Below are 21,159 nucleotides of genomic sequence, written 5' to 3'. Positions count from 1 at the left end.
GGTCAGGACGTGAAGGCCTTCACCTCCAGCAACCCGACCGACGAGGTGCCGCTGGACTGCAGCGCCACCCGCAGCCGCGTCGTGTCGACGGCGGTGAAGCGGACCGTGTTGTAGGCGCCCGCCACGGCCGGATAGCCGCTCGATCCGGCCACGTCGGCGTACGCCGAGCCGGTCCAGTACTGCAGCTTCCACGACGAGGGCAGCCGGACGCCGCCGTTGTCGTCGAACAGGTAGACCTGGGCCCGGCTCACCCGCACCGGCGCGGGCCAGGTCAGCTCCGCCCACTGCGCGCCCGACTCGGGCCAGGTGCCCCAGCGCGGGCCGGCGGTGTCGTTCGAGGAGGCCGGCTCGGCGCCGTCGTTGATCGCGGCCACCGACTCCCACGGTGAGGTGTAGGACGCCGACGCGGTCGCGGTGCGGGCCAGGTTGGTCTCCACCGGGGTCGTGGCGCCGCCGATCGTCAGCTCGTCGCTGGCGAACGTGCCGTGCGCCGGGTTGACGTCGGCCTCCCCGGCGCCGCCGTCGCAGCCGCGCGACGTACTGAATTGCAGGTATGTTCCCGCGCTGCAGGCGCCGGCGAACTCCGCGTCGCCGCCCACCACGACGGTGCCGGAGAGGTTGGCGCCGGACTGGATGATGGCGTTGTCCTTGACCACCGCGTTGCCGCCGACGCTGCCGCCGTTGACCCAGCCCAGGCCCTCGATGCGGGCGTTGCCGCTGACCGTGCCGGCGAAGACGGCCGCCTTCGGGCCGACGTAGGCGGTGGACGCGACGTTCGCGTTGCCGGCCACCCAGCCGCCGCCGTTGGCGTGCCAGCGGCCGCCGTTCGTGGCGGCCGGCTTGACGTATCCGGGTTCGAAGCCGGACGGGGTGGCGCCGGAGACCCGGAACTCGTACGGGAAGCGGCGGGCCTTGGTGTAGCCGTCGAGGAAGGCGTAGTGCGGCACGGCGTTCGGGGTGCCGGTGACGACCAGCCACGCCTCGGACTCGCCGGACTGCAGCGGGAAGTCGATCTGCCCGTCCACGCCGGTGTAGAGCGAGGAGTACCGGGCGGTGCCGTCGGAGCGCTTCGCGACCAGGCCGAACGTCCAGCCGGTCGCGCCGGTCTCGCTGTGGCCCTTGAGCCGTACCTTGATCACGGAGCCGGCCGACGAGGGCACCAGCTTGATCTTGTTGAAGCCGTAGTCGGACGGCGCCTGCCGGGTGTTGATCCGGTAGTGGCCGAGGCTCTGGTTCACGGCCTCGACGTTGCCGCCGTTGTAGGCGTTGTTGAGGAACCCGGCCCCGTACACGTTGGTGATGAACGGCATGAGCGTGGCGCGGTTGCCGAAATCGTAGGTGACGGTCCGCGTCGCGTATTCACCCATCCGCCGATTGAGTTCCGATTGCGAGATTCCGGAAGTTCTTCGGTACGTCTCCAGCGGGTGCTCGTTGCCGGCGGCCTCGTTCCAGATGCGATTGAACATCGCCAGGCCATCCCGGTCCTTGATGTACTGCGCGAGCATCCAGTTGCCGTAGTGGTGCCGGCTCGAGCTGTAGTACAGGTTCTCCGAGCGCAGCCAGCGGGTCAGGTCGCCGGCCGCGGTGGCCGGCAGCGCCTGCATCGCCATGAACTCGGCGCTGGTCTCCCAGAACGTGCCGGCGGTCGCGTCGATGAGCCCGTTACCGGGGCGGTTCATCGTGGTGTAGCACTGGAAGACGTGACCGAGCTCGTGGGCGAGTCCCCACGAGCCGGGCAGCGCCGCCTTCGGGTCGATGTTGATGACGCCGACCTGGTTGTCCACCTGCCCGCCGGTGGCCCAGGCGTTCAGCTCAGTCCGGTTCCAGGTGTTCGTGACGATGACGACGATCTTGTATTGCGCGAGCTTGCCGGTCTCCGGCGTGAACCGCATCGTGTTGACGTAGAAGGAGTAGAGGTTCTCCAGCTGCGTGATGATGCTGTTCGGGTCGAAGTTGTACGGCGACGGCGCCGAGGCCGGATTCGTGCCCGACTTCTCACCCCAGAGCAGGATGAAGTTCGCCGACTCACGGGTCCGGTTCGACGCCCACGGCACCTCGCCGGTCTGGGTCCAGCGGGCCGGCAGATACACCGACTTGGCCGCCGCCTCCGCTGGTTGCATCGTCTGCGGCGCGACGAGACTCGCCACGATCAGCACGGCGGTCACGGCCGCGAGCAGCCATTTCCGCGGTGTCCGGGCATGGAGAAGCTGCATGGGGGATGCCCTCCAGGTCTGCGCGCCGCGCCGACGGGGATCGGCGCGGGCGCATCGGGGATGTGCGGGCCGGCCGTGACCTTTCGGGGGAGGTCACAGGGATAGCCCGTTATCTATGGACACCCACCCTGAACTACGAAAACGTTTTCGGCAAGGGTTCGGGGCTTCCCCTCGTACCCCGAAAGGTCTTGACCCTAGGCGGCCGCGATATCGAGGGTCCAGATCACGCCGAAACGGTCCCGCAGCATGCCGTAGAGCGGCGACCAGCCCGCCGGGCCCAGATCGGCCAGGATCGTGGCGCCCTCGGAGAGGCCCTTCCAGTAGCCGGTGATCTCGTCGGCGTCGTCGCCGCGGACCGAGACGAAGAAGGGATTGTCGCCGGCGTCGTAGGTCTGCTCCTCACGTACGTCGAAGGCCATCACGTGGAAGCCGTTGCCGGTGCGGACCTCGCCCCACGAGATGCGGTCGGCGTCGGACGGATGCGCCACGGTCCCGGCCTGGGCATTCGTGAACGCGACGACCTCGCCGCCGAAGACCGAACGGTAGAACTCCAGCGCCTCGCGGGCCTGGTCCTTGAAGTTGAGGTGGACGGTGGTGGTGACGCTCATGGTTGTCTCTCCCTTTCGTTGGTAGTCAGACTCGCAGCAGTAGGTGACAGGGTGTGTCACCTTCTTGGGGTGACCACCACCTCTTCCCGGCTCCTGGCCCTGCTGTCGCTGCTGCAGTCCCGCCGTGACTGGCCGGGCGCGCTGCTGGCCGACCGTCTCGGCGTCAGCCTGCGCACGGTGCGCCGCGACGTCGACAGGCTGCGCGAACTCGGCTATCCGATCGCCGCGGCGAAGGGCCCGGACGGCGGCTACCGGCTCGGCGCCGGCACCGAACTGCCGCCGCTGCTCTTCGACGACGAGCAGGCCGTGGCCGTCACGGTCGCGCTGCAGGTGGCCGCCGTGGGCGACGACGCCGCCGGGCGCGCGCTCACGACGATCCGTCAGGTGATGCCGGCCCGGCTGCGCCGCCGCGTCGAGGCCCTGGAGGTCACCGCGGTCGCGCCCCGGCCGGTTGCTCCCACGCCCGGCGGCGTGCTGCTCGCGCTCAGTGCCGCGGTCAAGGCTCGCGAGACCGTCTCCTTCGATTACGGCACGTCCGGCCTCGACCGGCCACCGCGCCACGCCGAACCGCACGCCGTCGTGAGCTGGGACCGCCGGTGGTACCTCGTCGCCTACGACCTGGGCCGGCACGACTGGCGCGTCTTCCGCGCCGACCGCCTGCGCCTGCGCACCCCCAACGGCCCGCGATTCGCGCCGCGCCGGGTGCCGGGAGGTGACGTGGGCGCGTTCGTGACGGCGCGATTCCGGGGCGTCGCGTGCACCGGGACCGTCATTCTCGCCCTGGATGCGGCCGAGATCCTTCCGTACGTCGGTGACGGCGTCCTCGAGGAACTCGGTCCCGGACGGTGCCGGCTGACCCTCGGGTCGTGGTCGTGGATGAGCCTGGCCGCGGGTTTCGCCCGTTTCGACGCGGACTTCGACGTGGTGGAGCCGCCGGAGTTGGTGGAGGCGTTCGCCCGGCTGGGGCGGCGCTGCGAGGGCGCCGGTCAGCGCGGATCGGCGGTGTCCCAGGCGTAGCGGAAGGCGGAGGGGTCGAGCTGCCAGTCCCGCAGGACCGCCAGGAGTTCGGACTCGTCGGCCGCGGCGCCGCTGCGCACCAGGACGGCGCCGATGTCGTAGTCGTAGCCGTCGATCCGGTCGGCGTCGTACTCCCAGTGCTCGACCCGGAACGCGCGGGCCGTGCTCCGATGCGTCCAGCCTTCGCGGCGAGCCCGCCCATCCTCCTCGACCCGGCCCGGCGTGATGTCGACGAAGGCGCGCCGGTCCGGACGCGTGGCGGGGACCTCGACGGCCAGGCGGCGGCCGAGGCGGAGCGCGGTGAGCTTCTCCAGCGGCAGTCCTCGCATCCGGGTGATCCTATGAGCCCGTCAGCGCACGAGTTCGCGACCACCCGCCAGCGACAGGGTCTGCCCGTTGACATGCCCATTGGCCGCGGAGGCCAGATAGGTGATCGCGGTGGCGACGTCCTCGGGCGTGCAGATGCGGCCGGTCGGGGTCTTCTCCGATTCCGCCGCGATCGCCTCCGGTCCCAGGAAGGGAGCGTTCAGAGCCTTGTCGGTCAGCGTGAAGCCGGGGCGCACGACGTTCGTCAGGATGCCGTTCCGGGCTTCGCGCACGGCGAGCACCCGGGCGGCGGTCTCGAGGGCGCCCTTCGCCGTCGCGTACGCGAGCGGTCCCGCCATGGGTTGCTCGACGATATCGGTCGACACGGCGACGATGCGGCCCCAGCGGGCGGCGCGCATGCCCGGCAGGGCCGCGTCGATCAGGGCCGCCGGACCGATGGTGTTGACGGCCAGCGACGTGGTGAGCCCGCCGATCTCGTCGGCGTCGAAGGACGGCCACTGTACGGCGTTGGCGACCAGGACGGAGACCGGCCCGAGGCGTTCGGTGACCTCGTCGACGACATGCCGCGCGGCGCCGGGATCGCCATGATCCAGCCGGACGGCGCAGGCTCGGCCGCCTGCTCGCGTGATGGTGTCGACGACGTTCCTGGCGCCGTCCTCGTTGGCGTGCCACGACACGGCGACCGCGGCGCCCTCGGCAGCCAGATGCAGCGCGGTGGCCCGCCCGATGGCGCCGGAAGCGCCGGTGACGAGGGCGACCTTCTTCGACAGACCGGTGTCCATCATCATCTCCATAGTCGGCTATCAGTTAGCCGACTATGTACTGGCGGGCGGCGGCACGTCAACCCGTACACTTCGCTGGTGGAGCTCTCGGATGTGCTGGCGACCAACAAGGCCCTGGTCAAGGTGGCCAAGCTGTACCGGAGCGCGCAGGCCGGCGTGCTGGCCGGGCTGACCCTCCACCCGGGCCAGGACGTCCTGCTGTGGATGCTGGGTCAGGAGCCCGAAGGCATGACGGTCTCCGAGATCGCCGCTCGCCTCGGGGTGGAACAGCCGACGGTGACCCGCAGCCTCAACCGCCTGGAGCAGGGCGACTGGTTCACCCGGGAGGCCGTGCCGGGTGATCGGCGTGCCACCCGGATCGTCCTGACCGGCAAGGGCCGGGCCGGCATCGCGCAGATCGAAGCGGCCTGGCGGACCCTCGCCCAGACGGCGACGGCAGGAATGGCGAAAGACGAACAGGATACGCTGATCGACCTGCTGAAAAAAGTGCGCGAGAACCTTCTCGTGCTGGCCGTCGAAACCGAGTGATGCGTCCCCGGATGCTGGTCCCTGCCGTGGTGGCCGTGGCCGCGTTGCAAGGGTGCTGGGCGACATCAACGGATCTTTCTCCGGGGCCGAGTCCGTCGGTCTCGCGTCCCCCGGTGATCGGCGACTGCGCAGCGCTTCCCCTCGACGCCGGACATCCCGCGAGGCTGGCGGAGATGGCGACCCAGCCCGCCGGCTCCGCGATCGCCACCAATCTCGGGATGCCGTCGATGTCGTACGCGCTGAACAGGAACGGACTGAGAGAAGAGCTCGATGAGGCCGCGAGCCTGACGATCATCATTCCCTCCGAGGTTGCTTTCGGCAGCATGCCGGATGCTCTCTACGACAGTCCCGAGGAAATGAAGAAACTGATCGAAAGGCACGTTCTCCGCGAGCGCCTCGATCCGCAGCAGTTGCTCGGAACACACCGGTCGATCGCCGGCAGCGACATCACGGCCACCGCGGACGGTGGCCGGCTGACGCTGAATGGGCGAGCCACGGTCCTGTGCGGGAACATCGTCACCACGAACGCAACGATCTATGTCATCGACTCGATGCTGTAGCGAGCCCGACCCGCGCCGTTTCCACCCGGAGCAGCGGCCTGGACTGCGAGGATGCAGGTTTGGCGGAAGGAGCGGGTCATGACCACGCAGGAGAACATCCCGGACGAGGACGACGGCGGCCAGCACGTCGGCGAGTCGGCGGCGCCGCAGGCCGCGGGGGAGTGGGGCAGCACCCGCGAGGAGGATCTCCCGCCGGTGGTGCCGGACGCGGAGGTCGAGGCCTCGAAGACGGAATGACCCGCCCGATGCCCGGCCGATGGCCGAGGCGCGGTCGGCTCCGGGAACTGCTCAGTTGCTGAAGGCACGCCAGAAGGCGGCGTCGCCGGCGGCCTTGGTCACGGCGTCCCTCTCCTGGCGCCTGCTGCGGGGAGCGCAGGTCAGCGACGACGAGGGCTGGGCCAGGACGGCGTCGAGGTCGGCGACGCAGGGGGCGTCGAGGCGGTAGATGCCGCGCAGGCTCAACGGTCGCAGCAGCCGGCCGTCGTCGCCGAGGTGTTTGACCGTGCGGGTGCCGCGCTGAGAGCGGTAGGTGAGGCGGCGCAGGGTGTCGACCGGCATGGCGGCGTCCAGGCGGAGCACGGTGCCGCCGGTGCCGGTGACCGCCTCGGTCATGCAGGTGCCGGCGAGGAAACGCCAGTGCGGGTTGGCGTCCATGTGCTCGTGCGGGGACGTGCTCAGGTCCGCGACCCGCATGCGGCCGAGCACGAAGACCGTCCCGGCGTGCACGGCGATCGGGTAGACGAGGTCGCCGGCGGTCACCTTCGCCCTGGTGAAGCTCGGCATCGACTGGTGCACGCCGCCGAAGAGGACGGTCAGTGGCACACCGGCCTCGATCGGGGTCCGGGCGGCGGCGGTGAGATGGCTCGCCCAGAAAACGGTGTACGCGTCGGCCACGACATCGAAGAATAGGCGATCGTGCCCCGCCTTCTCCTCGCCGTCGCCGTGCTGTTCGCCGCCACCCACGCCCTGGGGGTGCTGCTCGCCGACCCGGTGTGGCGGTTCGCGGAACTTGCGGCTTGGGCGGCGCTGCTCGCCTCCGCGGTGCTGCGAGGGCTTCCCGCGCCGCGCTGGGCGGTGCCGGCCGCCCTGGGGGTTCTGCTGGTCGATGCGGTCCGGACGCTTCCTGCGGAGCCCAACCCCCATGGGTACGGGTGGCAGGTGCTGACGCCGGGCGACGCCGGCGATGTAACCTCGGGGTTCGCGTCGGCCGTCGCCGCCTGGTGGGCGCCGCTGGTCGCGGTCGTGCTGCTGCTGGTCACCGCGCGAAGCGCGAAGGGTGGCCGCGTCGGTGCCGCGGTCCTGGCGGCGGCCGTGCCGATCGTCGGCTACGCGCTGTTCCGGGTGATCGGAATCGGTCCTGACTATCTCGCCTTCACGGCCGGTGCCGTCCTGCCGGCGGTCGTTCTCGGCCTGGCCGCGGCCGGCCTGGCGGCGGTGCTGGTTCGCGACGGGCGCCGGCCGGCCGCGGCGGGGGCGGTCCTGCTGGCCGTCGTCGCGCTGCCGGCCATCGACTCCGGGATCGCGGCGACCGAGCTGCCGTACCGCGTGAGCAGCGATCCGGGCCTGTTCGGCTGGGACCTGATCACGCCCTCACTCGCGATGCCGCAGCCGATGCCGGCCCTGGTCGCGGCCGTCACGATGACGGCGTTTCTGCTGATCGTGGCCGGGGTCAGCCGCCGATCGCCATCTTGATGGCGGCGCTCGCGGCGGCTATGCCCAGCTGCTCGGCGATGCCGAGCGCCCACCGGCCGGCCCGGGCCAGGTGGCGGCGCACGCCCTCCTCGTCGTTGCGGCTCGCGGCCTCCTGGGCGGCGGCGACCGCGGCGACGCTCTCGTGTTCCTGCGGGGAGCGGGCCGTCTCGCCGAGGGCGTTGCGCAGCTCCATCAGCTGGGTGGCGAGGTCGTGGAGGTCGGTGCCGGCGTTCTGCTGGGCGGCGGCGTTCTCGATGCGGGCCTTGTCGCCGATGATGTTGGAGCTGACCGGGGCGTTGAAGTTGTAGTTGGATGGCATGGCGTTGACTCCTACGGTGATCTGGTTGATGCCGGCGAGCCTCGCGTTGAGCCCGTCGATCTCCTTGCGGAAGGCCAGTTCGCGGTCGCAGCGCCGCAGCGTGTTCTGCAGCAGCAGGTCGGTGTTGCCGTCGTCGGAGCGCTGGGTGACGATGCCGAGGTAGGCGTTGCGGGCGGCCAGCCGGGCGGCCCGGTTCCAGTGGCCGCGGGCGGCCCGGACGTGCTCGCGGCAGGCGGTCCACCGGCACTCGTCGACGGCGAGCTCGGCGTTCACCCAGCTGAGCCAGCCGTTGACCCGGGCCAGCTCGGTCTCGTGCAGCGCCTGGGCGTTGCGGGACGTGCGGCGGGCCACGGCCTCGTCGACGATGCGCTGGAAGTAGCCGACCGCGTCCCGGCCGGAGACCACGGCGTCGCCGTAGTAGCCGTTCTGGGCGTCGCGCAGGGTCTCGTTGAAGCTCTGCACGGCCTGCACGTAGCGGATGCCGTCGGCGAGGTCCTGGCGCAGGTCCTCGAAGGTGGCGTCGATCCGGTCGGGGGCGCGGCCGTGCTGCTGCTCGACGTCGGCGAGCAGCTCGTCGAGGGCCACGTGGGTGCGGTCGAAGCTCTGGTAGGCGCCCTTGAAGTCGCCGGTGCGCATCTGCGCGAGCCCGGCCAGCATCTGCCGGGTGCTCTCGGCCAGCGTCCAGCGCAGCTGGCCGACCGGCTGCAGCGGCAGGTCGCTGTCGGCGAGCTGCCGGAAGCACCGCTTCGCCTCGGCGAGCCGGTCCCGGGCCACTTCGAAGTCCCCGGCGAGGCGGCGGCGCTCGGCGCGGTTGACGTGCTGCTGGCCCTCGGCGAGCAGCACGTTGCCGGCCGCGGCGGCCCGCACGTAGGTGAGCTGCCGCCGGTAGTCCTCGTCGAGGCCGGTGCGGGCCAGTTCCCGTTCGGCGATGCCGCGCTGGGTGGTGTTCAGCGCGACGAACTGACCGAGCAGGGTGCCGGCCGCGTCGAAGCCGAACTCCTTCTGCCGCCGGGCCGCCTCGGCGCTGATGATGTCCTCCAGTCCGGCTTCGGCACGCACGTACCGATCGAAGTCGTCCCGGTCCAGGCGGTCGAGATTCTCGTAGTAGCCGACCTCGGCCAGCAGGGTGGCGAAGTCGTCGAGGTCGGACGCGGGTGGCGGGGTGGTCATGACGAGCCGCTCAGCGCGTCGATCACGAACGGCGGGGACGTGTCGGTGCGGTGCACGAAGATCCGGGTGCCGGGCGGCGGCTGGTGTTCCAGGATCCAGCGGTTGAGCGGGATCCGGACCCACTGCTCGAGCAGCGGGCTGCGGATCTGCCGGGCGCCGAGGGCGGCGCCGTGCCGGGTGACCTCGTCGACGACGGCGCGGCCGATCGCGGCCCGGTCGAAGGCGAGGTCGTAGCCGCGGGCCTGGGCCGCCGTCACGATCTGGTCGAGGAACTTGTCGCAGATGTCGACGATCACGTTCTCCCGCAGCAGGTCGAACACGACGATGCCGCTGCCGAGCCGGCCGAGCAGCTCCGGGCGGCGCAGCCGGGTGGTGAAGAAGTCGGCGACGGCCTGGTTGAAGTGCTCCTTGATCGCCTCGTACGACATGGCCGGATCGCTGAACGTGCGCCGCAGGTCGCCGGCGCCGATGTTGGACGTGAAGATGACGAGCGAGTGGGTGAAGTACGCGGTGCGGCCCTGCCCGTCGGTCAGCCGGCCGTCGTCGATGATCTGCAGGAACTTGTCCAGGATCTTCTCGTGCGCCTTGTCGATCTCGTCGAACAGCAGCACGCTGAACGGCCGGTCGAGCACCCAGTTGGTGAGCGTGCCGCCGTGGTCGTGGCCGACGAACCCGGGCGGCGCCCCGGTGAGCCGCTCGCTGGCGTGCTCCTCGCTGTACTCGCTCATGTCGAAGCGGCGCAGCGCGGACTCGTCGTCGAAGACCAGCTCGGCGAGGGCCTTGGCCAGCTCGGTCTTGCCGACGCCGGTCGGGCCGACGAAGAAGAAGACGCCCTTCGGGCGGGTGCCGGCCTGCTGGCCGTCGGAGACGAAGTCGAGGCCGACGCGGGCGTTCACGAGCACGTCGGTGACCGCGCGGACGGCCGGCAGCTGACCGATGACCCGGCGCGACAGCAGCTCCTCCGCCGACGTGATCTTCGCGAGGTCGAGCTGCTCCCACGGGTCGTCGCGCAGCCCGAACCGGTGCCGGGCCACCAGCCGGCGCGGCATCGACGGCGGGATCAGCGCGACCTGCGAGGTGACGCTGAGCGCCCCGATGTCGACGATGGTCATGCCGTCGGTCAGGTTCGCCAGCACGCGTACGGCGTTGTCGCGCGCCTCGGCGGTGAGCACGTCGGCCTGGTGGTAGGCGGACAGGTTCTCGCGCAGGAACGCGGCCCGCTCGGCGATCCCGGGCCGGTCGGCCAGGACCGTGGCGACGTGCGGGTTGTCGCGGCGCAGCCAGGCCGGCAGCTCGCCGAGGTCGCGGACCACGAAGACGACGGTGTTGTGGTGGCGCTGCTCGCCGGGCGGGGCGGCGGCGCCCGAGGCGAGCAGCCGGCGCACGTACGCCAGTTGCGTCACCCGGTCGGCGCTGAGCTCGGCGGCCGGCCCGACGATCAGGTCGGCCGACTCGATGACGACCACGCACGGCCGTTCCGGCTGCGACATCAGCCGCAACGTCAGCGCCAGCACGTCGACCGGGGTACGGGGCTGCGCCTGCCCGGCCGCCAGCAGCTGCTGTTCGAGCAGGTCGGCCGAGGTGATGACGCCGTCGCGCCGGGGCCGGGCCCGCGGCGGCCGGGTGTTGTCGCTGAGCTGGTGGCGGACGAAGTCGCGGCTCGCGTCGTCGTGGTAGGTCAGGCCGTCGACCATGTTGTACCGGACGATCACGTCGAACCCGGCGACCGCGAGGAAGTCCGTCAGCGTGTCGGTGAACGGCTGGTACCGGTCGTGCCAGCGGACCAGGTCGTCGACGTTGCCGTGGATCACCAGGTGCCGGCGGCGCTGCAGCTCGTGGTAGGCGCGGACCAGCCAGGGGGCGCCGCGGGGTGCGCTCAGCGTGCCCATGGCTGCCCCTTCTGCTGCTTGACCTGTTCGGCGGACTGGCGCCGGACCACGACACCGGGCCGCTCCTGGCCGTCCCAGCCGACCGTGCCGAGCACGACGCCGTCGCGCACGGCCCGGGACTGCAGTTCGTCGATCACCTCGACCAGCTGGGCGCAGGCCGCGTCGCCGCGGCCCCGGCGCTGCTCGCGGACCAGCCGGTCGGAGTCGAACAGCACGCGGTGCTCGCCGTCGTGCGGCTCGACCACGACGGCCATGGTGTCGCCGCTGGTCCGCCGCGCGCGCAGCGCCACCGCGCCGTCGGTGTTCTGGGTGAGGCTGGCGCGGTCCACCGCGAAGCCGACGTCGGGCAGCGCGGTGATCAGCGAGCTGAGGATCGCCCGGCGCTGACCGATCTGGTCGATGGTGGCGTCCAGGGCCGCCTCGCTCGCGTCGATCCGCTCCCGCAGCCGCACGCTGAGCCGCAGCACGTCGGCGACGTCGCCGGCCGCGATCTGCTTGCGCAGCACACCGAGGGCGTCGGCGGCCCGGTCGCCGTCCTGGACTCGTACCCGTGCCTCGTGCGCATCATGGCGCAGCGCCGCCAGCCGGGCGTCCAGCTCGTCGATGCGCGCGACCGCGGTGCGCCGCCTGCTCTCCTGCTCACGGCGCTCGGCGAGGGCGCGCTGCAGGTGCTGACGCACGGTGGTCTCGACCTCGTCCACGGCGCCGGGGGCGGGCTGCTCGTGGGTGCGCAGGCGGGCCAGCGCCGTCTCCACCACGGCGGCGCCGGCCGGGTCGAGGCGCAGCCGCTCGGTGCCGAACTCGGCGAGCTGGGCGGTGAGCACGGCGACCCGGTCGTCGCGGCCGGCCTGGGCGCGGTGCCGGGCGATGCGCAGCTCCGCGTCGTCGAGGCGGTCCTCGGCGGCCGCGAGGGCGGTCTCGGTGGGCGCCCGGTCGATCTGGGGCAGCACGTCGGCGAGGGCGGCGCGGACGTCCGGGATGGCCGCGGCCCGGCCGGTCAGCTCCCGCTGCCGTTCCGCGGCGGCGGCCCGGCGCCGGGCCATCGCCTTCCTGCGCTGCTGGTCGATCGCCTCGTCCCGCTGCCGCCGGCGGTCGGCCCGCTCACGCCGGAGCCGCTCGTGCACCTGCTTGCCGAGCTGGGCGAAGCTGTACTTGGGGGAGCTGCTCATGGAGCCGCCATCCCGAGCGCCTTTTCCAATTTCCCTCGGAAACCGGGCGTCGGCGGCACCCCGAGCCAGGTCAGCGAGCCGGCCGCGCCGATCTCGAACTGCAGGCCCACCCCGGCCCCGTCCACGGCGAGGCCGGCATGCCGGTCGCTGAGAAGATGGATCCGCTGGTTGGCAGACCCTCGCCAGAGCAGGTCGGCGTGCCGTTCCACCAGGTACGGACCGTCGATGAGCAGGTCCAGCAGCCCGAGCAGCCGCTCCTGCGCCACCGTGGCGTGCCGGCGCAGCCGCTCCAGGGTGAAGCCGGTGTAGCAGAGCACCGACAGGTCACGGCGTTCCCGGACCCGCTCGATCAGCCGGGCGACGGCCTCGGCCTGCGCGAACGGCTCCCCACCGGAGATCGTCAGGCCGTCGGCGGCCTCCTCCGCGACCCGGCCGGCCAGCTCGTCGACCGGGGTGTCGGCGCCGCCGGCCGTCGGGATCCACTGCGGGCTGACGCACTCGCGGCAGCGCAGCGGGCAGCCCTGCACCCAGATCGCGAACCGGGTCCCCGGCCCGAGGACCGTGCAGCGGGGGTGGGTTGCGGCGACCCGGAGCGACGTCACGAGAGCACCGCCGCGCAGATCAGCACCACGACCAGCGCGATCAGCGCATAGGCCCAGGTCGGGACCGCGAAGGAGCGCGCCGGAGAAGGAGAGACGGGCGCCGGTGGCGCGGGATAGGCCGCGGCCTCGGAGGGTACGGAGGCCATGACGGGCGGCGGCGCCGTCACCCACCCCGGCGGCGGCGGGAACTGATCGCCGTAGCCCGCCAGGATCCGGGCGCACCAGATGCACGACGGCGCCGACCGGTGGTAGGCGTGCCGGGGGTTGTAGCGGCACCCCATCAGTTCGTACCCGGCCTGATCGAGCTCGTGCGCCCAGGCCTGACCACCGGGGCGGCGCGCCGGGTCGAGGAATCCGTCCTCGAAGCAGCCGCGGATGAGGTCGTGGATGCGGGCCGGCAGGATCTCCGCGGTCAGCGCGTCCGGCGAGGCCACCAGCCGCTCGGCCCGGGTCACCCGGTTGTTCTGCCGTTTGATGTTCTCCTCGACGCTCAGTGACGGCGGCCGCTCGGTGGAGACCCCGCCGAACGGGTGCTCGCCCTCCATCAGCAGCTCGCAGACCATCACGCCGAGCCCGAACAGGTCGTGCTCGCGGGTCAGGCCGGTGCCGCGGAGCACCTCCGGAGCGGCGTACTCCGGGGTGAACTTCTCGCCGCGGTACAGGGTGCCGGTCAGCGGGTCGGTGAACTGCACGCCGTCGCAGTCCAGCAGCGTGACGTGGCCGTGCCGGTCGACCAGCACGTTCGACGGGCTCACGTCGCCGACCACCACGCCGGCCGAGTGCAGCATGTCGAAGAGCCGGCCGGCCCGGGCGGCGATCGCGAACGTGGTCCGCCAGGTCGGCTCGTCGAGGATCTCCACCCGGCGCAGCGGATCGCGCAGCCGCAGCAGCGGGGTGCCCTCGATCCGGGGCATCACGACGCCGCGCAGGTCGCCGTGCCCGTCCCGCAGCGAGGCGCGGGGCCAGGCGGTGTGCAGGTGCTCCGGGCAATCGCCGCCCCAGGTCACCGGCGGCATCCGGGTGAGCGCGTCCATCCGCTCGCCGAGCGCCGCGGCCCGGTCGAAATCGGTGTAGATCTTGGCGCAGACGTGCGGGGAGTCGGCGACCGGGTAGATCGCTCCCTCGGCGCCGCTGCCGATCTCCTGGTCGACCAGGATCTGCACCTTGCGGCCGGACGTGGTGTGCAGGCTGAGCGTGGTCACCGCCGCACCGCCAGCACCATCGTCTTGTCGTCGCCGGAGGAGGCCGCGAACTCCCGGGACTGCAGCTTGCGGCTCAGCTCGGTGCCGTCCACGCCGGGGGCGCGGAACGCCGCGAAGTACGCGTCGAAGTCGGCCGGCGCGGTCAGCAGCCGCACGCCGTCCGGCCCGGCGGCCACGTCGAGCATGCCGTCGATCAGCCCGTCGGTGCAGAGCGCGAGGCCGACCACCGCCGGGTCGACGAGCACCCCGCAGCGCAGGTCGGCGTCGCGGCCGGGCGAGGTCATGAACACCGTCTCGCTGGCCGTCTGCCGTCCCGACGGCGGCGACAGCACCAGGTGGGATCCGCCCGGCGCGCGCTCGGCGACGAGGAAGCCGTCGCCGACGCAGACGTAGGCGAAGTACGGCGGGTCGGCCACCACCGCCAGCAGCGTGGTCGCGAACTCGGCGCGGGCCGCCGTGTTCGCCCCGGTCGCGGTCGGCCGGGCGCGCAGCGGCGTGAGGGCCCGCTCGACGTGCTCGTCGAACTGCGCGAGGCACTCGCCGGCGAACAGCTCGGTGGCCCGCCGCCATTCGCCCAGCGTGCGCGGGGCGGCCGCGAACACCCGGTTGGCGGCGTCCCGGGCGGCCTCCATGGACAGCCGGGAGCCGTGCGCGGCCCGCGGCTGGGAACCGGCGCCGTCGGCGACCGCGAGCAGGTGCAGCGCGTCGCCGACCACGCCGGTGCGCATGCTGTCCTGGTTCTCGACGCCGACGCTGGCGTGGTTCGGCCCGGCGACCGACGCCGAGACGACCCGCCAGCCGCGCTCCATCCGGCTGTCAGCCATCGTCGGCCGCGCCTTCCCGCTCGAGCCAGCGCCGCATCTCCTCGTTCTTGCGGTTGTCGTGCTGGAACTTCTCGTAGATGACCTCGGCGGGCGCGTCCCGCGACTCCGCCTGCGCCGAGCCGATGCTCGTCGACACCAGCCGCAGCACCTTGCTGAAGTCGGTGTCCTCCAGCAGGTACCAGGCCTTCGGGGCGAGCCCGGTGAGCACCTCCTGGTCGGCGCCGCGCACGCCGAGCGCGAAGAACAGCAGGTGCTTGCCGGCCTCGTGCTGACGCAGCATCGCGGCCACGTCGCGCCACCGGTCGGTGCGGTTGCCGTGCGGATCGGTCGGCACCCCGTCCGTGATCAGATGCAGCATCGGCCGGTAGGCCAGCCCGACCCCCTCGCTCGTCAGCTCGTTGCGCCGGATGCTGAGCACTTCGAGGGCGTACTGGATCGCCTCCACCATCGGCGTCACGCCATCGGCCTCCAGCCGCGGAGGATCAAAATCGCGCAAGGGTACGTAGGGATGCGGCGTGCTGCCGCTGACCCGGCCGCTCGGGTCGACGGCCTGCACGTGGTCCTTCCCGAAGGTGATCATCGCGATCTCCCCGGACATCTGCAGCGAGTCGTTGCCGCGCAGCTCCTCGCACCACTTGCGCAGCGCGTCGTTGAGCTCGTCGATCGCGCCGGTCTGCCGCATCGACGAGGACGTGTCGAGAACCAGGGTGATCAGGGTCCGATTGCGGGCCTGGCGGACCGGCAGGGCGTCGACCGTCACGGCCGCACCTCCTCGATGACGTGATGCGAGACGACAAGGCTCTGCCGGCCGTGGTCCGGGCCGACCACGGTCAGCGGCTGGCCCGGGTAGGCCCGGCCGACCGGCTCGGCCAGGCTGGCCCAGAGCAGCACCCCAGCGGCGTCGACGTAGCCGCCGTACGCGCCGAAGTGGGTGCGGGCGACGACCCGGGCGCCGGAGGGCGGGAAGACGTCGTTCGCCAGCGGCTCGGCCGGCGGCGGCGACGGCCCGCGCGCCGGCGGGGTCGACGGCGGCCGCGGCTGCGGGATGGCCGGGGCCCGGCGCTGCACCGGCGGCGGCCCGGTGACCGGCGGATACCCGCCGCCCGGCCGGCCGGGCGGCGGCACCGGGTACGGCTCCGGCCCGCTCGGGCCCACCTTGAACAGGCGCGGCCCGGCCCACAGCAGCACGAAGAAGGCAGCCGCAGCGACGACGCTCATCCCCAACCCCACCTTCATGGCCGCGCCCCACCCGAACACGCCGCCCAGCGGTTGCCGGCCGGACCGCACATAGCCGTCGTGGTCGTCGTCCGCCGCACCCGCGCCGTAGAGGTCGTCCAGCAGCTCGCCGGCGACGCCCGGATCGGCCAGCACCACCTGCCGGTCGAAGGTGTCGATCACCCGGCAGGATTCCGGCAACCGGTCTCTCGGGCATTCGAACGGCTGCCCGGTGAAGCGTCCGTCCGGCGGGATCACGAGCAATACCCCGGCGGATTTGCGGGCGTCGTCCAATTCCCGGAGCAGCGTGCCGTCGTCGATATTCCGCAGATCCCGGAGATTCACCACGTCGACGTCGGTGCGCTGCGTCCGCATCGCGCCGGCGAGCAGTGGCGTCAGCGCCACGACGGCGCCCGCCAGCACGGCCACCAGCGCCATGACGGCCAGGGTGCGGAGCCTTGCGAGCGCCCGGTCTTCCATCCTGGAATTCTCGATCCGCATTCCTGGGCGCGTTTCCGCAGAGCAAGCTATTTGACACCGGACATATCCGGATGGTCATCGGAACCCGGATGATCGGCTATTCCGGATCTCCATCGGTCCGACCATTTATATCGACGATTCTTATCAACGGAATGCGGCGGCATTGCGGGCCGCCCACGCGGCGAACGGGCGCGGCGGGCGGCCCAGCACGGCGGCGACGTCCGGGCTGATGCGCTGTTCGCGGGCGGTCGGGGTGCCGAGGATCGCGAGGGTGCCCTCGACCACCGGCGGCGGCATGAAGCGCGTCATCTGCTCGCGGGCCTGCTCGGGTGTCTGCTCGGCGAAGGCGATCGGCTCGCCGAGGGCGGCGGCCAGGTCGGCGGCCCGCCGGCGGGGCGTGCTCAGCTCCGGGCCGGTCAGCTCCAGCGTGCGGCCGTCGTAGCCGTCGTGCAGCAGGACGGCGGCGGCCACCTCGGCGATGTCGTCCGGGTCGATCACCGGCAGGCCGATGTCGGCGAACGGCGCGGCCACGGCCCGGTGGGCGCGGATCGGCTCGGCCCAGGCGAGGGCGTTCGAGGCGAAGCCGCCGGGCCGCAGGATCGTCCAGCCGAGGCCGGACCGGCGGACCAGGTCCTCGATGGCCGCGAGCGGCGTGTGCGACACCGAGCCGGGCCGGGTGCCGGCCGCCTGCGACGACTGGAGGACGATCCGTTTCACCCCGGCGGCGGTGGCGGCACGCAGGATCGCGGGCGTGTCGAGATCGGCCCCGGCGCCCTCCACCAGCAGGAACAGCGCTTCGGCGCCGGTGAGTGCCGGGCCGAGGCTGTCCGGGATCGTCAGGTCGGCGCGGTGGTGGCGGACTCCTTCCGGCACCGCGACGGGCCGCCGTCCTCTCGACACCGCGGTCACCGCGGCGCCTCTCGAAGCCAGGACCGCGACAAGGGTACGGCCGACGTTCCCGGTTGCGCCTGTCACGACGAACATGTCTGTTCCCCCGTTCGGCCGCGTCGTTCGCGCGGCCGGGGAGGACGTTAGTAGCCTGGGGATAGTAGGTACCTAGAGGAAAGTAATGGATTCGTGACGGGGGCCACAGTGCGAAGATCGTCGAATCCCGAGCTGGCGTGCCCGGTCGGGCCGGTGGTCGACATCGTGTTCAGCCGGTGGACCACGCCGATCCTGTGGGCGCTGAACGAATACGGCCGGCAGCGGTTCGTCGAGCTGGAACGCCGGCTGCCGACCATCACGCCGAAGGTGCTCACCCAGCGGCTGCGGCAGCTCGAACGCGACGGCCTGGTCGCCCGGACGTACCACGCCGAGGTGCCGCCCCGCGTCGAGTACGAGATCACCGCGCTGGGCGCCAGCCTCGGCCCGCTCTTCGCACACCTCGCCACCTGGGCCGACACCCACCTCGGCGAGGTCGGCGAGGCCCGCCGCGCCTACGACGCCGGGCGCTGAGCCGCCGGCTCCGGGGTCCACAGCGGCAGGTGCGCCGGGCCGAGGTCGTCGCGCAGGCGCAGGAAGCGGACCGGGTGGCGCCAGCGGCCGTGGTCGTGGGCGGCGTCGGCGGCGATCTCGGCGATCAGGTCGGGCAGCACCGGGACGTAGTCGGCCGGGGCCTGGTCGAAGCCGCCGGACCAGGAGCGGGGGAGCGGGCGGGGCCACGGGTGGTCCGGGCCGGCCGGGGTGAGCCGGGGCCGCAGCGCCGCGGCCTGGCCGGCGCTCAGCGGCACGGTGCGGCCGACGTAGTGCAGCCGGCCGGACGGTGAGCGCCGGCCCAGCAGCAGCGTCTCCGGGACACCCTGCACGCCCGCGATGATCGCCTCGGTGGTGGTGCGCCGCTTCCACTTCCACCAGCCGGGTCCGGTGGGCCGGTAGCGGCTGGACAGGTCCTTGATCATGATGCCTTCGGCGCCGGTCACGGCGTAGTCGTCGAACCAGCGGCGGGCCTCGTCCGGGTCGCGGGTGGCCGGGCAGAGGACCGGGACGGGTACACCGTCGAGCAGTTCCTCGAGCAGCATGCGGCGCTCCAGCAGGGGCCGGTCCAGCAGCTCGATGCCGTCGAGCTGGAGCAGGTCGAACACGACGTAGGAGACCGCGAGGGGCCGCCGGCCGGTACGGACCCGGTCCTGCAGGGCCCCGAACGACGTGCGGCCCCGGGCCGGGTCGAAGACGATCAGCTCGCCGTCGAGGACCGCGTCCGGCAGCAGGGCGGCGTCGAGGCCGGCGCGGACGTCCGGGAAGTGCCGGGTGAGGTCCTTGCCGTGCCGGGACTGAAGGTGGATCGGGCCGGCCGTGAACGCGAGGCAGCGCCAGCCGTCGAACTTCACCTCGTACTGGGGTGTGCCACGGGTGTGCGGCTCCAGCAGGTCGCCGGTCGGGACGGCCCGTTTCGGCTCGATAGGTGGTCTGAGCAGCGCCGTTCCCCCGTCAGGCGTGGTCTCGTGATCGACCGTAACGACGGCCGCCGCCGGTGCGGGGTTGTTCCACCGGATCCGGCTGCGTCCCTACCGTCGAAGGCGATGAGGACGACGCCGCTGCTCGTGGTGCTGTCGGTCGTGTGCGCCCAGACGGGCGGGGCGGTCGCCCGTACCCTGTTCGAAGCTCTTGATCCTCCCGGGGTGCTCCTCGCCCGGCTCGCGATCGCGGCGATGGTCCTCGCGGTCGTGGCCCGCCCGGCGGTGTGGTCCTGGACGGCCGCGGCGTGGCGGGCCACCGTGCTGCTCGGCGTCTTCTCCGCCGGGCTCAACATGCTCGCCTACCTGGCCCTGTCCATCGCGCCGCAGGGTGTCGTCGTCACCGCGTCGTTCGCCGGGCCGCTGCTGCTGTCGCTGGCGCAGAGCCGCCGGCCCGCGGACCTGCTCTGGGCGCTGACGGCGGGAACCGGCGTGGTGCTGCTCGGCGTGCGGGCCGGGCACGATGTTCCGCTCGCGGGACTGCTGCTGGCTCTGTCGGCCGGGGCGTGCGGCGCCGGGTACATCGTGTGCAGCGCGCGCGTCGGGAAGGTCGTACCCGGCCTCGGGGGTTTGATGGTCTCCTTCGCCGTCGGTGCGCTGCTGGTGCTGCCGGTCGGCGCCGAAGTGACGGTGCGGGTGTGGCGTCATCCGTGGCTGGTGGCGGGTCTGGTCGCGGTGGCGGTGCTGTCGTCGGTGGTGCCCTACGCGCTCGAGCTGATCGCGCTGCGCCGGCTGCCGACGCGGGTGTTCGGGGTGCTGATGAGCCTGCAGCCGGCGGCCGCCGCGATCGCCGGGCTGCTGATCCTGGACCAGCGTCTCGGGCCGGTCCCGATCGCCGCTCTGGTGCTGGTGACGGCGGCGAGCCTCGGAGTGACCCGCCCTCAGCAGCTCCGGACGGCTGCCGATGGGACGGATATGCACAGTCGGGACGGTGAGGCGTCGCGCTGGATGGGCGTGGGGCACAGCGCGAGCGACGACGCCGGGACCGCCGGCAAGACGGCAGCGGCGCAGGCGGTCGGCGGCCGCGATCCGGCTCTGCTGATCGTCTTCGCCTCGACCCGGTACGACTACGGGCAACTGCTGGACGGCGTCCGCGGCGAGGCTGGCGAGCACACCGCCATCGTCGGCTGCACGACCACCGGCGCGATCGCCCTCGGACCGGACGCCGCGCGGGCCGGCGTCGTCGTGACCGCGCTCGGCGGCCCGGGCCTGGAGGTGCGCACCGCCGTCGGCCGCAACGCCGCGGCGCGCCCGCAGGAGGCCGGCGCCGACGCCGCCGCCGGGATGGCCGGCCTCACCAAGGAGCACCGGGCCGGCCTGCTGCTCTGCGACGGGCTCACCGGCGCCCAGCACGAGGTGGTGCGCGGCGCCTACTCGGTGGTCAGCGCCGTGGTGCCGCTGGTCGGCGGGTGCGCCGGCGACGACATGACGTTCACCCGCACCTATCAGTTCCACGGCGACCGGAACGGCGTCGAGGTGCTCAGCGACGCCGTCGTCGGGGTGAGCCTCGGCTCGGACGCCAAGATCGGTGTCGGGATCGCGCACGGCTGGCAGAAGCAGGGCGAGCCGATGATCGTGACGCACAGCGACGGCGGCCGGCTGTACGAACTCGACGACGCCCCGGCCCTCGACGCCTACCTGCAGCGCATCGGCGCCGACCGGTCGCTCGCCGCCGACCCGCAGGCGTTCCAGGACGCCGCCTTCGCGAAACCGCTCGGCCTGTCCCGGCGTACCGGGGAGGACATCCGCACCGCGCACGCCGCCGACCTGGAGGACGGCTCGCTCGTTTTCATCGCCGACGTGCCGCAGGGCGCGCTGGTGTGGGAGATGGCCACCGACGAGGAGGCGCTGGTCGCGGCCGGCGCCGAGTCGTGCCGGCAGGCCATCGAGGGGATCGACGGCGCCGATGCCGCAGGCCTGCTCGTGTTCGACTGCGGCATCCGCCGGGCCCGGCTCGGCCCCGGCGGCGTCGAGCAGGAGATCGCCGCGATGGAGCGGACCGTCCCCGGGGTGCCGATGGCGGGCTTCTACACGTACGGGGAGTTCGCGCGCACCCGCGGCGCCCGCGGCATGCACTACCTGACCGTCGTGACGCTAGCGGTCGCCTGA

The 21,159-nt window shown here is 72.5% G+C and carries 22 protein-coding genes; 7 read left to right on the top strand and 15 right to left on the bottom strand.

Annotated features, from left to right (window positions below):
* Positions 1–2 precede the first annotated feature (2 nt).
* Together AB0G10_RS15070 and AB0G10_RS15065 are read right to left on the bottom strand one after the other, a co-directional pair.
* Positions 3–2,213: a DUF6055 domain-containing protein gene (locus AB0G10_RS15070; protein WP_360920520.1), complete on the bottom strand. Its 2,211-nt coding sequence runs from the start codon at positions 2,211–2,213 to the stop codon at positions 3–5.
* A gap of 194 nt (positions 2,214–2,407) precedes the next feature.
* Positions 2,408–2,821, bottom strand: coding sequence for a VOC family protein (locus AB0G10_RS15065; protein ID WP_360920517.1), 414 nt, complete (start codon positions 2,819–2,821; stop codon positions 2,408–2,410).
* 69 nt (positions 2,822–2,890) lie between these two features.
* On the opposite strand from AB0G10_RS15065, the gene AB0G10_RS15060 reads away from it, so the two are divergent.
* On the top strand, positions 2,891–3,838 hold the full coding sequence (locus AB0G10_RS15060; RefSeq protein WP_360920514.1) for a WYL domain-containing protein: 948 nt from the start codon (positions 2,891–2,893) through the stop codon (positions 3,836–3,838).
* Here AB0G10_RS15060 and AB0G10_RS15055 read toward each other — a convergent pair.
* The gene (locus AB0G10_RS15055) at positions 3,808–4,167 is read right to left on the bottom strand and encodes a hypothetical protein (protein WP_360920511.1); all 360 of its coding nucleotides are present in this window, start codon (positions 4,165–4,167) and stop codon (positions 3,808–3,810) included. The genes AB0G10_RS15060 and AB0G10_RS15055 overlap by 31 nt on opposite strands.
* 21 nt (positions 4,168–4,188) lie before the next feature.
* The gene (locus tag AB0G10_RS15050; protein WP_360920509.1) at positions 4,189–4,947 is read right to left on the bottom strand and encodes an SDR family oxidoreductase; all 759 of its coding nucleotides are present in this window, start codon (positions 4,945–4,947) and stop codon (positions 4,189–4,191) included.
* A gap of 93 nt (positions 4,948–5,040) precedes the next feature.
* Between AB0G10_RS15050 and AB0G10_RS15045 the strand changes: the two genes are divergently transcribed.
* The 3 genes from AB0G10_RS15045 (at position 5,041) to AB0G10_RS15035 (ending at position 6,272) form a co-directional block, all read left to right on the top strand.
* Positions 5,041–5,475 (top strand): MarR family transcriptional regulator, encoded by a 435-nt coding sequence (locus tag AB0G10_RS15045; RefSeq protein ID WP_360920506.1) that lies wholly within the window; start codon positions 5,041–5,043, stop codon positions 5,473–5,475.
* 113 nt (positions 5,476–5,588) lie between these two features.
* Positions 5,589–6,035, top strand: a complete 447-nt coding sequence (locus tag AB0G10_RS15040; RefSeq protein ID WP_360920504.1) for a fasciclin domain-containing protein — start codon at positions 5,589–5,591, stop codon at positions 6,033–6,035.
* Between the two features lie 78 nt (positions 6,036–6,113).
* Positions 6,114–6,272 (top strand): hypothetical protein, encoded by a 159-nt coding sequence (locus AB0G10_RS15035; protein ID WP_360920501.1) that lies wholly within the window; start codon positions 6,114–6,116, stop codon positions 6,270–6,272.
* 51 nt (positions 6,273–6,323) lie between these two features.
* On the opposite strand, the gene AB0G10_RS15030 is transcribed toward AB0G10_RS15035, so the two are convergent.
* Entirely contained in the window at positions 6,324–6,929 is a 606-nt protein-coding gene (locus AB0G10_RS15030) for a hypothetical protein (protein WP_360920498.1), read from the bottom strand.
* 21 nt (positions 6,930–6,950) lie between these two features.
* Between AB0G10_RS15030 and AB0G10_RS15025 the strand changes: the two genes are divergently transcribed.
* Positions 6,951–7,727 (top strand): hypothetical protein, encoded by a 777-nt coding sequence (locus AB0G10_RS15025; protein ID WP_360920495.1) that lies wholly within the window; start codon positions 6,951–6,953, stop codon positions 7,725–7,727.
* On the opposite strand, the gene AB0G10_RS15020 is transcribed toward AB0G10_RS15025, so the two are convergent.
* From AB0G10_RS15020 to AB0G10_RS14980, 9 genes are all read right to left on the bottom strand, one after another.
* On the bottom strand, positions 7,705–9,216 hold the full coding sequence (locus AB0G10_RS15020) for a hypothetical protein (protein ID WP_360920492.1): 1,512 nt from the start codon (positions 9,214–9,216) through the stop codon (positions 7,705–7,707). The two genes, AB0G10_RS15025 and AB0G10_RS15020, sit on opposite strands and share 23 nt — an antisense overlap.
* Positions 9,213–11,105 (bottom strand): AAA family ATPase, encoded by a 1,893-nt coding sequence (locus AB0G10_RS15015; RefSeq protein WP_360920489.1) that lies wholly within the window; start codon positions 11,103–11,105, stop codon positions 9,213–9,215. The genes AB0G10_RS15020 and AB0G10_RS15015 overlap by 4 nt, the downstream gene beginning before the upstream one ends.
* Positions 11,093–12,274: a hypothetical protein gene (locus AB0G10_RS15010; RefSeq protein WP_360920486.1), complete on the bottom strand. Its 1,182-nt coding sequence runs from the start codon at positions 12,272–12,274 to the stop codon at positions 11,093–11,095. The genes AB0G10_RS15015 and AB0G10_RS15010 overlap by 13 nt, the downstream gene beginning before the upstream one ends.
* Complete coding sequence (locus AB0G10_RS15005) at positions 12,271–12,876, bottom strand: 4Fe-4S single cluster domain-containing protein (protein ID WP_360920483.1); 606 nt, start codon at positions 12,874–12,876, stop codon at positions 12,271–12,273. Before AB0G10_RS15005 ends, AB0G10_RS15010 begins: the two co-directional genes overlap by 4 nt.
* Positions 12,873–14,078: a protein kinase gene (locus AB0G10_RS15000; protein ID WP_360920480.1), complete on the bottom strand. Its 1,206-nt coding sequence runs from the start codon at positions 14,076–14,078 to the stop codon at positions 12,873–12,875. The genes AB0G10_RS15005 and AB0G10_RS15000 overlap by 4 nt, the downstream gene beginning before the upstream one ends.
* Positions 14,075–14,902: a protein phosphatase 2C domain-containing protein gene (locus AB0G10_RS14995; RefSeq protein ID WP_360920477.1), complete on the bottom strand. Its 828-nt coding sequence runs from the start codon at positions 14,900–14,902 to the stop codon at positions 14,075–14,077. Before AB0G10_RS14995 ends, AB0G10_RS15000 begins: the two co-directional genes overlap by 4 nt.
* On the bottom strand, positions 14,895–15,662 hold the full coding sequence (locus AB0G10_RS14990) for a VWA domain-containing protein (protein WP_360920475.1): 768 nt from the start codon (positions 15,660–15,662) through the stop codon (positions 14,895–14,897). Before AB0G10_RS14990 ends, AB0G10_RS14995 begins: the two co-directional genes overlap by 8 nt.
* Complete coding sequence (locus tag AB0G10_RS14985; RefSeq protein ID WP_360920472.1) at positions 15,659–16,597, bottom strand: hypothetical protein; 939 nt, start codon at positions 16,595–16,597, stop codon at positions 15,659–15,661. The genes AB0G10_RS14990 and AB0G10_RS14985 overlap by 4 nt, the downstream gene beginning before the upstream one ends.
* A 144-nt stretch (positions 16,598–16,741) precedes the next feature.
* Entirely contained in the window at positions 16,742–17,581 is an 840-nt protein-coding gene (locus tag AB0G10_RS14980; protein WP_360920469.1) for an NAD(P)H-binding protein, read from the bottom strand.
* Between the two features lie 108 nt (positions 17,582–17,689).
* Here AB0G10_RS14980 and AB0G10_RS14975 point away from each other — a divergent pair, with 108 nt between their 5' ends.
* Positions 17,690–18,052 carry a helix-turn-helix domain-containing protein gene (locus tag AB0G10_RS14975; RefSeq protein ID WP_360920466.1) on the top strand — a complete coding sequence of 121 codons (363 nt, stop codon included), beginning with the start codon at positions 17,690–17,692 and terminating at the stop codon, positions 18,050–18,052.
* Here AB0G10_RS14975 and AB0G10_RS14970 read toward each other — a convergent pair.
* Positions 18,034–18,960 carry an ATP-dependent DNA ligase gene (locus AB0G10_RS14970; protein WP_360920762.1) on the bottom strand — a complete coding sequence of 309 codons (927 nt, stop codon included), beginning with the start codon at positions 18,958–18,960 and terminating at the stop codon, positions 18,034–18,036. The genes AB0G10_RS14975 and AB0G10_RS14970 overlap by 19 nt on opposite strands.
* A gap of 156 nt (positions 18,961–19,116) precedes the next feature.
* Here AB0G10_RS14970 and AB0G10_RS14965 point away from each other — a divergent pair, with 156 nt between their 5' ends.
* Positions 19,117–21,159, top strand: a complete 2,043-nt coding sequence (locus AB0G10_RS14965) for an FIST N-terminal domain-containing protein (RefSeq protein ID WP_360920463.1) — start codon at positions 19,117–19,119, stop codon at positions 21,157–21,159.

This window comes from Actinoplanes sp. NPDC023714 (assembly GCF_040639855.1).
In the GTDB taxonomy this organism is placed as follows: Bacteria; Actinomycetota; Actinomycetes; order Mycobacteriales; family Micromonosporaceae; genus Actinoplanes.
This window is presented reverse-complemented; position numbering and strand designations above follow the sequence as displayed.